At 67.5% G+C, this 14,623-nt stretch carries 7 protein-coding genes; 2 read left to right on the forward strand and 5 right to left on the reverse strand.

Annotation, left to right across the window (positions count from 1 at the left end; genetic code table 11):
• Nucleotides 1–98 precede the first annotated feature (98 nt).
• A complete protein-coding gene (tssI, locus tag HV681_RS12360) occupies nt 99–8,396 on the forward strand; it encodes a type VI secretion system tip protein TssI/VgrG (protein ID WP_175123335.1) in 8,298 nt (2,765 codons plus the stop codon).
• Between the two features lie 43 nt (nt 8,397–8,439).
• On the forward strand, nt 8,440–8,943 hold the full coding sequence (locus tag HV681_RS12365; RefSeq protein ID WP_175123336.1) for a hypothetical protein: 504 nt from the start codon (nt 8,440–8,442) through the stop codon (nt 8,941–8,943).
• Between the two features lie 137 nt (nt 8,944–9,080).
• Here HV681_RS12365 and HV681_RS12370 read toward each other — a convergent pair whose 3' ends face one another.
• The 5 genes from HV681_RS12370 to HV681_RS12390 form a co-directional block, all read right to left on the reverse strand.
• On the reverse strand, nt 9,081–11,387 hold the full coding sequence (locus HV681_RS12370) for a T6SS phospholipase effector Tle1-like catalytic domain-containing protein (protein ID WP_175123337.1): 2,307 nt from the start codon (nt 11,385–11,387) through the stop codon (nt 9,081–9,083).
• Complete coding sequence (locus HV681_RS12375; RefSeq protein ID WP_175123338.1) at nt 11,377–12,159, reverse strand: hypothetical protein; 783 nt, start codon at nt 12,157–12,159, stop codon at nt 11,377–11,379. The genes HV681_RS12370 and HV681_RS12375 overlap by 11 nt, the downstream gene beginning before the upstream one ends.
• Nucleotides 12,160–12,972, reverse strand: coding sequence for a hypothetical protein (locus tag HV681_RS12380; protein ID WP_175123339.1), 813 nt, complete (start codon nt 12,970–12,972; stop codon nt 12,160–12,162). It abuts the gene before it with no gap.
• Nucleotides 12,965–13,945: a DUF4123 domain-containing protein gene (locus HV681_RS12385; protein WP_254594949.1), complete on the reverse strand. Its 981-nt coding sequence runs from the start codon at nt 13,943–13,945 to the stop codon at nt 12,965–12,967. Before HV681_RS12385 ends, HV681_RS12380 begins: the two co-directional genes overlap by 8 nt.
• Nucleotides 13,942–14,623 (reverse strand): DUF2345 domain-containing protein (locus HV681_RS12390; RefSeq protein WP_175123340.1); only part of this gene is annotated, 682 nt, incomplete at its 5' end. The genes HV681_RS12390 and HV681_RS12385, both read right to left, overlap by 4 nt.

The raw sequence follows: 14,623 nt of genomic DNA on the forward strand, positions 1-14,623 counted from the left end.
CGGCACGCAAGACCCGGGCGGGCCACGCATGAGAGGGCCTGTCCCTTCCGGCGCACCCGCGCGCCTCTGGCTCCGCCAAACGAATACCGCCCAGCCCTATGAACGCCTCGCCTTCCAACGCCCCGGCCTATTCCACGCTGAACATCGCCACCCTGTCGCAACAAGCCCGCTTGCTGCGCCTGACCACCGCGCTTGATGCGGAACTGGTCATCGAGCACATGAGCCTGTCCGAGGGCGTCTCGCGGCTGTTCTCGATGACGCTGGATTGCCTGGCGGCCAGCGCGGAACTGGACGTGGCGGCCTTGCTGGGCAAGGAGATCACCGTCAGCCTGCTGCAGGCCGATGGAACGATGCGGCACTGGCACGCGGTAGTCGAAGGCGCGGACGCGCTGGGCGCCGATGGCGGCCTGGCCCGTTACCGCCTGCACGCCGCGCCGTGGATGGCGGCGCTGGCGCTGCGCCGCGACAGCTTCATCTATCAGGACCTGTCGGTGCAGGACATCGTCAGCGAGGTGTTTTCGGATTATCCCCAGGCCGCGTTCGCCTTCGAACTCACCGAAGCGCTGCCGCCCCGTGCGATCTGCACCCAATACCGCGAATCGGACCTGGCGTTCGTGGAGCGCATTCTGGCGCAGGCCGGCCTGTGCTACCGGTTCGAGCACCAGCAGAATGATGGCGAAAGCGCCGGCGGCGGCGCACGCCACCGCGTGGTGATCTTCGATGCGGATGCGGCGCGTCCGGAAGACCCGGCGTCACCCCTGCGCTTTCACCGCAGCGACGCCACGGAGACCAGCGACAGCATCACGCGCTTTTCCGCCGCGCAATCCGTGCGTCCGGGCAGCGTGGCGCGTGCGGCGTGGAACGAGCGCTCGTTGACCGCGCATGCCGCGCAGTTGCAGTCGCAGGTGGTCGTCGAGGCGCTGCCCGTGCTGGAAGACTATGACTACGCGGGCCACGGCCAGTACGCCGACGACGATGCCGCCGAACAGAGCGCGGCGCGTGCGATGCGCGCGCACGAGTCGCGGCTGGTGCGCTTCGAGGGCGCCGGCACGGCCCGCTCGCTTGCGCCGGGCCGGGTGTTCGAGCTGAGCCAGCATGACCGTTATGCGCAGGGCGGCGGCAAAGAGGCCATCGATGAGCTTGCCGGCAACCGGTACGTGCTGCTCGACGTCACGCACGAAGCGACCAACAACCTGGGCGGGCAAGCCGCGCAGGTCCTAAACACGCCGGACATGGAGCGCGGCACCTATCGCAACCGCTTCCGCGCGCAGCCTGAGGCGGCAGCGCTCATGCCGGCCTGGCGCCCCCGCCCCACGGCGCCCGAGAGCCTGGCCGCCGTGGTCGTCAGCGCGGCCGACGCGCCCATCACGTCCGACCGCGACCTGCGCGTGAAGGTGCAGTTTCCGTGGCAACGCGGCGAGAAGCCGTTGACGGGCGGCCTGCCGCATCGCTCCCATGGCGACGCCAGCGGCAACGCGCCCGGCGACGACCGGTCCGGCACCTGGCTGCGCGTGGCCAGCGCGCAGGCCGGGCCGAACTGGGGCGCTCATCATCTACCGCGTGGCGGCACCGAAGTCATCGTCGAGTTCATTGACGGCGATATCGATCAGCCTGTCGTGGCGGGCCAGCTATACAACGACGCGGATCTGCCGCCCTGGTCCGCGGGAGAGAACGGCGACGCCAACCACGCGGGCGTGCTCAGCGGCTGGCATAGCCAGGGACTGGACGGCGCCGGCCGCAACCAGTGGGTCTTCGACGACACCAAGGGCAAGCTGCGCACGCGCCTGGCAAGTTCCACCGCCGCCACGCAACTGGGCCTGGGCTATCTGGTGGACCAGGGTCTGGACGACGCCAGCCGCGGCCAATGGCGCGGCACGGGCTTCGAACTGCGCACGGACGCCTGGGCCGTGCTGCGCTCGGGCCAGGGCCTGCTGGTGTCGGCCACGGCACGCGAGCAGGGCAAGTCGACGCAGGCCGATATCAACGAAGCGCTGCTGTTGCTGCGCGGCGCGCAGGACGCCTCGCGCCGGCTGAACGACAGTGCGGGCCAGCACCAGGCGCGGCCCCTGGTGGCCGCCGAGGGCTATGACGATCTCATCAAGGCGCTGGATCCCGAGCAGGACGGCCGCTACGCCCGCCAGGTCAATGGCCAGGCGGCCGGCAAGGCGATCAACGGCCAACGCGCGGCCGAGGCCGACATCGAACGCATCGACGGGCCGCACCTGCTGGTCGATGCGCCAAACTCGCTGAACCTTGCCACACCGGCCAGCGCCGTGCTGCATGCGGGCGAGCATCTGCATGCCACCGCGCAGTCCGATGCGCATGTTGCGGCCACGCAGACCTACGCCGCCGTCTCGGCCAAGTCGGCAAGCGTGTTCGCGCAGCAAGGGCCGCTGCGCGCGATCTCGGCGCAAGCGCCGGTCTCTCTGCACGCCCACACCGACATCCTGGAAGCGCTGGCCGGACAGGACATCACCGTGACCTCTTCGGCCGAGGGCATCGAAATCCTCGGCAACCAGCGCGTCACGCTGCAGGCGGCCGGCGGCAGCGTCACGCTCGATGGCGCGGACATCGTGTTCAAGGGACCCGGCCTGTTTTCGGTCAAGGGCGCCACGCACAACTTTGTCGGGCCCGGCAACGATGCCGCCAGCCTGCCAGCCTTGCCCAGCACGACCGTGGATGATCCGCTCATCGTCAGCGCGGAACTGGTGCACAAGGACGGCGCGTTCGCCACCGCCGCCAAGAAGGCCGGCGCGAGCCTGATGTCGGGCTTTGGCGGCGCGGCCGGCGCGGCGGGCGCGGGCGGGGGCCTGGGCGGATTGGGCGACATGGTGCCCGGCGGCTTGAGCGACCTGGGCAAGACCGCCGCGGGCGCCGCCGGCAAATTGTCGCAACTGGCCGGCCAGGCCAATGCGCTGGCCGGCATGGCAAAGAATCCCATGAGCGCGCTGTCGGCCGCCCCCGGACTGCTGGGCAACGCCAGCCCCGCCGTCGGCGGCCTGCTGAATACGGCGAAGAACACCATGGGTATGGTGTCGCAGGCGCAGGCCATGGTTGCGAACCCGATGTCGGCGCTGCCGGCGGCCAAGGGCTTGCTGGGCACGGTGGCGCCCGGCGCGAGCGGCATGATTGACGGCGCCGCTTCCGCCGCGGGCGCGGTTTCCAAGGCGGCTGAACTCGTCAAGAACCCCATGTCCGCGCTGCCGGCCGCCACCGACATGCTGGCCTCCGTCGCACCCGAAGGCGCGTCGAAGATGATCAGCAGCGCCGCCGGATTGGCGGGGATCGGGAGCGGCGCTGGCGGAGCGGGTGCTGGCGTGGCGGGGGGATTGGGTGCTGGTGCTGGTGCTGGTGCTGGTGCTGGTGCTGGTGCTGGTGCGGCTGTTGGCACGGCGGGTGAAGCGGCTGCCCCAGCCGGTGTTGCCGATAGCGCGCAAACAAGCGCAAGCTCGACACCCGCGGCAAGCGCTGCTGGTGGCCCTGGCGCCACGTCTGGCGGGCCTGCCGCTGCAGGCGGCGCAACAACCGCGCAGGCGTCGCAACCCGCTGCGGCATCGCCCGCCGCCAACAGCTTGACCACGACGGCGGATGCCGCTGCGTCGCCTGCATCGGCGCCGACCTCCACACAGAATTCCGCCGAGGCGTCGGCGCCTGCCTCGGCATCGGCATCGGGTTCCGCTCCGGCAACGCCATCCGCATCCGCACAGACAACGGCATCGGCGTCGTCAGCGACTTCGCCATCAGCGCCTGAATCGGCAGCATCTGCGCCGAATGTCACGTCGGCAGCCGCTGACGCGCCCTCCGCAGCGTCGACAGCGTCCGCCAACGCAACGCCGACGCAATCCGCGACGACACCAGCCACCGCCTCGAGTTCCGGCGCGGCGGCAGGCAGCGCAACCGCAGCGGTGAGCGCTCCCGCCGTCTCTGCCACGGGCGCGGCGGCAGGCGTAGCCGCCAGCACCCTGCCGGCCGGGGCCGGCGTGGGGCTGGCCACCAGCACCGCCGGAGCCGGCACGGTCGCAGGTCTGACCGCTGGCGCGGCGGGCGTGAATCCGTCCGCGGCGGCCATGAACGCCGGCGCGCAATTCGCGAGTCCCGCGCTTGATGTCCAAGGCGCGGGCTCGGCGGAAGAGCTGCCGCTCGCAGCGGTGGACCCGTCTAATGGCGCAAGCATCGCGACGCAAACCATCGAGCGTTCGCCAGCAGCGATCGCCGGCGCAGATCTCCCGACCGGCGTGACAGATGCAGGCATTGCAGCGACTACGCTAGCGGGAACGTCGGCAGCATTTACGGGCGCGGGTCTCGCGAGCGACGCCGCGGGTGCGAGCGCAACAGCAAGGCCCATTCTGGATGCAATGGGCGCAGCGGCTGGCGCGACGATGGCCGCAGGCGTTGCCGCCGGCACGGTTGGCGGCAAGGTCCAAGCCTCGCGCGAGCCCCAGCCGAGCGCAAGTGGCGCGCGTGCAGCCACGGACGCCCCGGGTTCGGAAACGGCTGCTCCGTTTGCCGCCACGGCCGCAGCGAATTCGGCGAGTCCGGCGGACTCCGCTTACGCCGCAGACATCAAGCGCTCCGTCCGGCCAGAGGACGCCGTCTCTCGCTTCGACGCCCAGCCGTCCCTGCTCGCGGGCTTTGCCAACGTCGCGTCTTCGGGCGCCCGCCAAACCAGCGCACCGATCGCGTCTGCTGGCATGCTGGCGACATTGGCCCACGCGATGTCGGCACAAGCGTCGTCGCAAGCCGACAGCGAAGGCGTCAGCCGTCGTGCCGATGAAGCCCACACCGCCGATGAACCGCGCAGCGCCGCGACCAGCTCCGCTGCCTCCATTGAGAACCCCGACCAATACGGAACGCCGACACACGGCGAGGCAACGCCCGCCGCGCACGATCGGCATTCCGAATCGAAGACAGCCGCGCTGTCCGCGCTGGCCCTGTTTGCCGCAGGCCGTTCGGGACAGTCCATCGCGGCCGCCGCGCCGTCCGCGCGCGCACAGGCAGCGGACGGCTCAGCCACGCTCCCGCACGCTTCCCACGACGCCAAGACTGGCAACGCGCAATCCGGTTCTCACCGCGACAACACGGCGAGCACCACGGCGCTGCCGAATACGGCCCTGCTCGCCTCATTGGCTGCGGGCGCGGGCAGCCTGCTTGGCACAACGGCGTCGGCAGCCGGCCATGCCGGCCCGCTGGCCTCCGCATCCACGGTGGAAGGCGGCCTGCCCGGCGCTTCGGATCTTCCCTCCGTGGCTTCGCCTTCCGGCAGCGCCGCGTCCGGAATATCCGCTGGCGACGCCATGACCGGAGACTTTTCGGCGGCCGTGTCCGCGCCGGCACAAGGCGGCGCCGCTGCCGCGATGTCCTCGACAGGCGCATTCGCGCAGCATGCGCCCTCGGCCTCCGCGCCTGACGCCGTCATGAGCGAAGCGACGATGCTGCCGGCAACCGATGTTTCGTCCGCCGCCGCGACGTCCCTGCCGCAAGCCTCGATGCAAACGCCGGGCTTCGTGCCGGAGGCCGGCACGGCAGGATTGCCGCAAGGCGCCGGGTTACCGCAAGGAGCGGGCTTGCCGCAAGGCGCGGGGCTGCCGCAAGGAGCGGGACTGCCGCAAGGCGCCGGGCTGCCGCAAGGAGCGGGACTGCCGCAAGGCGCCGGGCTGCCGCAAGGAGCGGGACTGCCGCAAGGCGCCGGGCTGCCGCAAGGAGCGGGACTGCCGCAAGGCGCCGGGTTGCCGCAAGGAGCGGGACTGCCGCAAGGCGCCGGGCTGCCCGATGTGCAGCCGTCGGCCGGGGCAGGCATCGCGGGGACGAGCGCCGCCGTCGGCGCGGCCTCCGGCGGCAACGCGACGGCAGGCACGGCGCCGGCCGTGGGCTCCGTCGCCGGGGCCACGGCAGCGCCGGGCGCTGAAGTGTCACCGACCGTCGGGTCTTCCTCCGCAAGCATGACGGGAGCGCCAGGCGCAGACGGCACGATGACAGGAGCGGGTGCGGGCGCGGATGCTGGCGTTGGAACAAATCCTCAAGCGGGCGGCGCAGCAGGTGCTGACGTTGGTGCTGGTGCTGGCGCTGGTGCAAGCACGGGCACGTCGACAGGAGCCACCGCGGGTGCAGGGGCAGGAGCAGCCGCAGGCGCCGGGGCAACCGCAACCGCAGGCACAAGCACCGGCACCACCATCGGAACCGGCGCAGCCGCCACCCCCACCTCCCCCCCGGGCGCCACGCCCCCCATCAACCACCCCTCCGCCACGCCGACCGCGTCGCCCACCACCACCGTCTCAGGCGCCACCGCCCCGCCTACCGCCGTCACCCCGGCCGGGAGCCCTGACGCTGTCCTCGGCAGCACGACGGCGCAGGCGGCGGGCATGTCCGACCGCGCGCCCGCCACGAGCGCCACCGATCTGTCCGCTGCGGGCGGCGCAGGTGCGGTGGCGAGTGCGGGTGCGGCAACGGGCGCAGCCGCCGCTGCGGGAGGCGGCGGTTCAGGCGCGGCGGGCTTCGGCGCGCTGGCGGCCGGCGGCGGCCTTGCCGCCGTTGCGCAGCAGGCCAGCGCCGCGTCCACGGCAATGGCCGGCGCGTCCACGCTCCTGTCAGGCGGCGTCAGCGCCAGCGTCGGCGCCGCCATCGTGCCGGTCATGACGCAGGCGTTGAACGCGGCCGGCGACCGTGCCGCCGCGCTGGGGTCCGCCGTCGACACGCTGTTCACGCTGCCCGACGTCAAGCAGGCCAATATCCCCGCCGTCGCGGGCGCCATCCTCAGCATGCCGGGGTTGTCGTCCTCGTCGGTGCCCGGCGTGATCGGCGCCATCCTGCAATCGCCCACGCTGGCCACGGAAACGCTGCCGAAGGTGGCCGAGGTGCTGATGAAGATCCCGGGCGTGGCGGAATCGCCGCTGCCCCAGATCGCCCGCGATGTACTCGACACGATCGGTCTGGGGCCGGTCGCACGCACGCAAGGCACCAACCTGCCTGGCGGCATGCCTCCGATGGGCGACGCCGGCCGCGTGGTCCCCAGCGCATCCACCTATCGCGGCCGTCAGGACGGCGCGCGCCTGCAATACGTGAACCTGGAACGCGCCGACGAGCGCTGGAACGACGGCAACGCGCTCACCACCACCGAGCGGCAGACCCGGCGTCCCCGCATCCACGTGGAATTCAACCGCCCGGGCGCGCACCGCTTCACCATCACCGTCAAGCCGGATACCGGAAACATCACGTACTCCAGCCGCGAACGCGGCCGCCGCGCCAGCTACCAGGAACCGCACACCAACCCGCGCAGCTACGTCACGGATGCCGACGGCACCCGCATCGTCGATGACATCGACCTGCCCGCCGCCGGTCGCAACGTCTATCTGTTCGAAGTGCGCGACGAACGCGGCCAGCTCATCAAGACCGAACGCGTCGAGACCGCCCGCCGCCTGTACGTCCAGGAAGTCATGTGCATGAGCACCCGGCCGGCCAACCATCTGGCCGACGTGACGCCCGTCACCGCGGAATTCGCGCTGCACGGCATCGACATGATCCAGCTGCCGCGCCTGCAATTCCGTGGCCGCTCGGCGGTGGACGCGGCGGACCACGTTGACTCGCAGCAGGCCATCATGGATGCCGTGCGCCGCGTGTACGCCACCTCGCCCGGCAAACAGCGCGAGCCCTACACGCTGGTGGTCTGCCACGTGGACAGGCTGGCGGCGCCCGGCACCAGCGGCGACATGCGCCTGCCCGTGCCCGCCGGACCGGGCGGCCGCGTGATGACGGTGCCCATCGTCAACGACGACCGCACGCTGGCCAGCCTCTGGTACGAGTTCGATGACAGCGACGACTGGCTCGTCCACGCCCGCTACATCTACACCGACGCGTCGGGCGCGGAACGGTCCATTCCCATCCCCCGCCACCTGATGACGCCGCTGCCCGAAAGCTCGGGCGCCGTCTTCTCCGTGAGGGTCGACCTGACCCAGATCTCGTCCACGCCCCTGAACGGCGTGCTCAACATCCAGTTCAACACGGTGGCCGCCAGCTACGCGGGTCTGGCCATCACCGGCACCAACCTGCTCTTCGTGTCCACGCTGGATCCCTACGCCCCCAACTCGCAGGCGTACCTGACGGAAACGCTGGCCCACGAAATGGGCCACCTGCTCGGCATGGTGCCCAGCGGCCCCGATTGGCCCGGCCTGCGCGACGAAGACCCGTCGGCCGACGACTCCAAGCTGGATCCGCCGCAGCACTTCTACTACAACATGGGGGGACACTGCTACTTTGGCCTGCCCAACCGCAATGGCCAGTACAGCAGCGAGATCGGGCAATGCGTGATGTACGGCATCACCTGCGCCAACATCCACTTCTGCCCCAGTTGCAGCAAAGCCGTGCGCAAGGTGGACTGCTCGGAAGGCTGGACCTCATTCTGACGACGCGCCCCTGATCTCCTTCGCTCTCTGACACGACATCGACATGCCCATCATGACTACCGACTGGATCGAGCCCGCCTCCTTTGCCACGGTGCCCACGCACTCGCAGCAGGAGCACGCCTGCATGCCGCCGCTGCAAGGCTACGACGCGCAGATGCGCATCGCCGCGCCCTCGCGTGTGAAGATTCGCGACGGCCGCACCCTGACGATTCCCGTCTGCGCGCGCGGCATCCTGCCCGTGATCGACAATCCGCAACTGCCGCGCTTCGTGGCGAAGGATACGCAAACCGGCAAGGTCTACCGCGGCGTCGCCTTCAACTACGTGCGTCCCAAGCTGCCCAACGTCTCGGTGGACCCGCGGGAAGGCGGACCGCGCCCCCCGAAGATGGCCCTGCCGCCGGGCATGACCGTGGAAACGCGCTTCACCACCGACATGGCCGGCGTGCTGCACCTGCCGGCCACACCGGCCACGTATGAGGTCTACATCGAGGCCGAGGACGTGAAGTCGAACACGGTGACGATCGAGGTCGAAGACGGCAAGAAGTGAACCTCGGCAAGAAGTGAAAGCCGGCCAGAAGTGAAAGCCGGCCGGACCCAAGAACCGGCCGGGTAGAGAAACCGGCCATACGAACAAAGACGGCCCTGCTCTGCAGGGCCGTCTTTCCATCACCACCGCCCCGCCGTTCAGGGCCGCGCGGGTGTCATCTGCCGGATGTTCTGCTCGTTGCGCGCGGCCATCGCCTCCACCTTTTCGGCGTTTCGCATATCCTTGGCGCGCTGATCCATCTCGGCCTTCGCATCGGTCTTGCCGAACACATCCTTGTCGCGCACTCGGAAATACATCCGGGTGCTGGCCAGCAGATGGTCAGGCCAGCTGCTCAGCATCGCGTCATGCACCAGCCAGTCGAACAGCGTCATGACCTTGGGCGGCAACTGCGTCTTGCCGTCGCGCGCATCGCGCCAGGCGGTCAGCAGACGCTGCTGCATCGCGCGATCAGCCTTCATGTCGGCAAACGGGTCCGGCAGCGACTGCACATAATCGGCGTCGCCCGGCTTTTTGCCGAGGCGCATGTTTTCCATGGCGATCGCATCCTGCTCCCACCTTTCCATGGTGCGAAGCTGCTCGGGGTGGTTGCGTTCCATGTCCTGCCGCCGCTGCTCCGTCGCCGCATCCTGGCGCTCGGCTTCTTCCAGGCCCTTGTACTCTTCTTGCAGGCGTTCCCACAGCGGCAGGAAGCGCTGCGGCGGCGCTTCGCCGCGGCTGGCATTGGCGCGCTCGCGGCGCTCGTTGGCAAGTGCTTCCAGTTCCCGCGCACGCGCCGTGGTCTCGGGCTTGGCAAGCTCCTCGCGCGAAAGCATGCTCAAACGCCTGCGCTCTTCTGCGAGCTCCTGCTCCGGCGTGAAGAAATCCCGGTCCTTGATCCACGCTTCCGCGGGGTCCGACATCCCGGCGCGAAACACGGGGTCCTGATAACGCACCGCCAGCCAGCGCAGAAAAACTTCCATGTGCGGCGCGAAATCGCAGCCGGGTTCGTATTTGACGATCTCCCGGTAGGCGTCGACCAGTTCCTGGACGTGATAGGTCTGGCCTTCGTCTTCGATCGAGCCGGCCAGGCTCAGCATCCGATAGAGCACCGGATCCCGGGACGCCAGGCTTTCCATGCTGTACAACGCCGCGCCGTTAGCGAGAGCCAGGTTCATCATCTCGCGCAAAGGAACCCGGGATAGTGACGCGCGCGTGCCCAGCGAGCCCTCGGGGGCCACGCCCGTCACATCCCCGCTCGACCCCGGATAGAGATACTGCAGGCCACGCGTCTTTTCCAGGGAATCCAGCCGCTGATTGCGGCGCAGTTCATGCGCCGCGGCAAAATGCACGGCCTTCTCGACGGCTGCGGGTATGGTCAGCGTGCGGTCCTTGTGCGTCTGTTTGATCAGGTCCGTGAACGGAATGACCTCAAGGAACCAGTTTTCTTCCATGATGGAAGCGACACTGTCGAACAGCCCGAGGAATCGGATGACGATCTTCGCGTCCGGCGCACCGTCTTTTCCTACGATGGCCAGGTCCGTGTCATGGCGGCGCTTGTACTTCTTGACGATATCGTTGACGAATTGCTTGGCAATGACCCCGCCGCGATCCGCGCCAAACACGCAGATCTCGATACGCACGACTTTTTCGGTGCCCGCGTTGGCCTTCTGATAGGCTTCCTCGAACTGACGCCTGGCCGCGTCCAGGCGCGTGTCGACACCGGTTCCCATCAATTCGGCGACGGCGGCATTGTCCCGAACGACCGGCACGCCTTCCAGCAACGTGGCTTTCGCAGCGTTCTTTCCTGCGGTCCAGGCAACCTTGAATGGGTTTTTCTTGAAATCCGACCAGAAGCCGCGAACAGTGGCCTTTGCGCGATTGCGGATTCGCTCTGGGTCCAGGGCATTCCAGATTCTTACCGTCTTCTCAGGAAGCGACTGGACGTCTTTGACGACGTCCTGGTAGGCCTTCACCATGGGGTGGAAGGACCCATCCCTGATGGATTGCTTGACAGCCGACTTTGCGCGCCCTGCGGCATCCACATCGGGCACTTCATCAAGACGCGTGATGTTCTTTGCCGCGTCCTGCGCGCTGGAGATCGCCTTGTCGGCCACTTTCCCGCCTGCAATCGTCAGCGCGCGAACCACGACGTCAGCCTTTGCGCTCTCGTTAAGCTCGACGCCAAGGCCGGAATAGTAGAACGGAAACCAGTGCTGCTTGTTCGGCCTGTTCTCATCGTCTTCGCTGAAGTGGGCCATCCACAGCCGGCTCACGTTCGACAGGAACGTCGGATTCGCCTCATCGATATCCTTGTTCCGCCCGAAGCCATCGAAGAAGAATCCCATACGCAACGTGAGACCGCATTCGGTGCAGGAATCCTTGGGGTAGGCAGCCTCATTGGCCGCCATGGCCTTCAGGACTGAAGCGGGAGTCCTGTCGACGTCAGGAATCTGATCACTGGACATTCTTCTCTCCAGGAGGCGTGCCGGACGCCTTGATCTGTGCAATCTTTTCGCCCGGCAGGGAAAACACGGCGCGGCCGAAGTCACCCGGCTTGCGATTTGGATCTTTCAGGAGTTTTTCGATCTCGGCATGCTTGTCGAAATCCGAGGCCACGACGAAGTAGAGATACATGTAGCCGCGCATGTCCTCAGGGTCTTCAATGCGATACCTCGTCCAGGCCTGCCTGGTGACCTTTGCAAGAACATGCTTCAACTGGGTCGCGTTTTCGTATCCGGCCAAATCGGCGCCGTACTTCCCGTACAACCAACGCGTGGTTTCCACGATCGGAATCCTGACTTGTCCCGTCAGATTGCGACTCAGCGCGAGCTCCATATGCTCGTCAGGATAGATGTGCAATTCCAGATAAAGCGTGCCGTCGCCATCGGGCACCTTGGTGGCGGGAAAATGCACCTGTGTTTCCTTCTTGAACATCAAATCGTCGAACTTGTCGTCCAACAGATGTTTGCGAAGCAACTCAGGGTCTCCTCCGCGCCACTTCACCGTAAAGTCGGTCCCTTTGAACGTGTAGCAGCAGGAAACCCGCCCCTCGCCGCCACCCGGCACCAACGTACTGGAACTGACCACATTGCCCGACTTGTCACTGAGCCGAACCGGCTCCAGATTCCAGGGCGTGTAGTTGTACGCGATGAAACTGACGCCCTGGTACACGGGCTCGCCATTGCACCCCGCCAACAGGCCCAGCCAAAGCAATACCCCAATCAAACCCTTACGCATTCAGTGCTCCCGAGTTGTTCCGCCATACCCACTTCCGACATTCTTATCTCCACTTGGTGCACCCGCCGCCTTCAACTGCGCGATCTTCTCTGCCGGCAACGACGTCACCGCGTCGCCAAATGCGCCAGGCTTTCGCGCCGGGTCCTTCAAGAGGGCCGCAATCTGCGCGTCCTTGTCGAAGTTCGAGGCCACAATGAAATGGAGATACATGTACGCGCGCAAGTCCTGCGCGTCTTCAAGCCGATAATCCATCCACGCCTGTCTGGTGACCCTGGCGACGTCGTTGGCCAGATAATCTGCGCTCTCGTACCCCACAAGCTCGTCCCGGTATTTCCCATACAACCAGCGAGCGGTATCGACGATTGGAATTCTGACTTGCCCGCGCAACTTGCGGCTCAAGGCAAGTTCCATGTGTTCATCCGGATAGATGTGCAACTCCAGAATCAGCGTTCCATCCCCTTCGGGCACTCTCGTGGCGGGGAAGTGCACCATCGTTTCCTTCTTGAAGAGCACATCGTCGAACTTGTCATCAAACAGGTGTTTGCGAAGCAGGTCGGGATCGCCTCCGCTCCATTTCACGTTGAATTCCGTACCGGAAAACGTATAGCAGCAAGACACACTTCCCTCGCCGCCGCCTGATGGGAGCGTGCTGGAACTTGCCGCGCGACCCGATGCATCACTGATGCGCACGGGCTCCAGGTTCCACGGTGTGTAGTTATACGTAATGAAGCTCACCCCTTGATAAGTGGGCTCGGCGTGGCAGCCGGTCAACAGGCCAAACCAAAGCAGCATGCCGGCCAGTGCTTTACGCATCGCCGCCATCCCTGCCCGCCCGATGCACCGCGTCCCACACCGCATCCGGCACGCCTGCCAGCGCTTGCGTCAGCCCGCCCTCTGCGCCAGGCCGATAGGCGCGCAGCCCATCGGCGATCAAGGGGTGCTCATCGAAGCGCGGCGAGATCGCCACGCCCCAGGCGACGTAGTCGAACGTGTCCTTATCTCCCGCCACGCCGTGCGCGCGGGCACGTTCCAACTGCTTCTGCACGCGGGGCACCAGCGTGTCCTGATCGGGATTGCCGGGCAGCATGTCTGGATAAAGCCGGCGCAACTGCACCGCCAGCTTGTCGGGGTAGTCCAGGTCGAACAGCATCTGGTGCTGTTCAGGCGAGAATTTTTCGATACCTTCCGGCCGTGCGGCGGGCAGCCTGCCCGCACCCGGCAATTCAGCCAGCGTGCCATCGCGCAGCGCGTAGCGCAGCGTGACGAACGGCCCGGCGAATCGCGCGCGCTGCTCGGGCGTCCATACCTGCAACACGCGCGCCAGGATGCGGCTGTCGTACCAATGCAGGAAGAACTCGCTGGCGTCGGGCAAGGCGTAGTCGCAGAACGGCCCGAAGTGCGCGATCAGCTTCTCCAGCGGCACGGCCGACGCGAAGCTCATCATCGCGTAGCGGCCGCCGGAACGTTCGTGCAGCGCTTCCAGCACGCGCACCAGCACGGTGCTGAAGTCCCCATGGCGCGGCCCGCGCAGTACGCCTTGCGACGCGCCGTCCACTTCGATCAGCAGCGGCGCCACGTCGCCGTAGATGTCCAATCCGGTCTGCGCCCACACCGACCCGAAACTCAGGTCTTCGGTGGCCGTCAGCCGCGCCAGCAGGTCCGGATGGCCGCGGAAGTCGACGATCACATAGGCGCGCGCGGCCTCGCCATACGGGCCGCGATGATGGGGCAATTCGGCGAACGTGGACAGCAGCGCGTCCTGCCAGGAATATTGCATCGCCGTCATGCCTTGTCGGTGATGGACTGCACGCTTTCCTGAGCGTCAAGGATGCAGGTCTTGCAGACGGTGAATTGCGGGAACGGATACGGCATCTGCGTCGGGCCGGCGAACTGCTTGTTACCGGTCTTGACGTCGATGCGCCCCGGCGCCGTCACGGTGATGTTGCCGCCTTCGATCACGATGCTGGCGCCCGCCGCATTGGCGATGCGGATGCGCTGCGGCGACGCGTACTCGATGCCGGCGTTGGCGCTGACCATGCGCAGGTTCTGTTGCGCCTGCACCGTCAGCGTGTCGTGCTGAGAAATGACATCGACCTCGCCGGTGCCCGCGATCAGGTCCAGGCCGGATTCCGCGCCGCCTGTCTGCACGCCGGCCACGATGCCCAGCGCCTGGCCGGTATGCACACGCAGCGAACCGATGACGGCCAGGTTGTGGTCCTGTCCCGACGACCAATGCACGAGCTCGCCGGCCGCCACCTGGACATTGCGCCCCGCCGCCTGCGTCAGCCCTGCGCGTCCCGCCATCAGCACCAGCGGATCGGTCAGGTGCGGCACCTTGCCGTCGACGACTTCGGTGTGCTTGGCCGACGCGTCGCCGGCGGCGCCGCCCACGGCCTCGCCCGCGACGGTGCCCGACACCGCGTGCGTCATGGCGGCCAGCGGCGCGCGTTCGCCGTCCAGCCGG

The organism is Achromobacter animicus (genome assembly GCF_902859585.1).
Taxonomy (GTDB): domain Bacteria; phylum Pseudomonadota; class Gammaproteobacteria; order Burkholderiales; family Burkholderiaceae_B; genus Achromobacter; species Achromobacter animicus.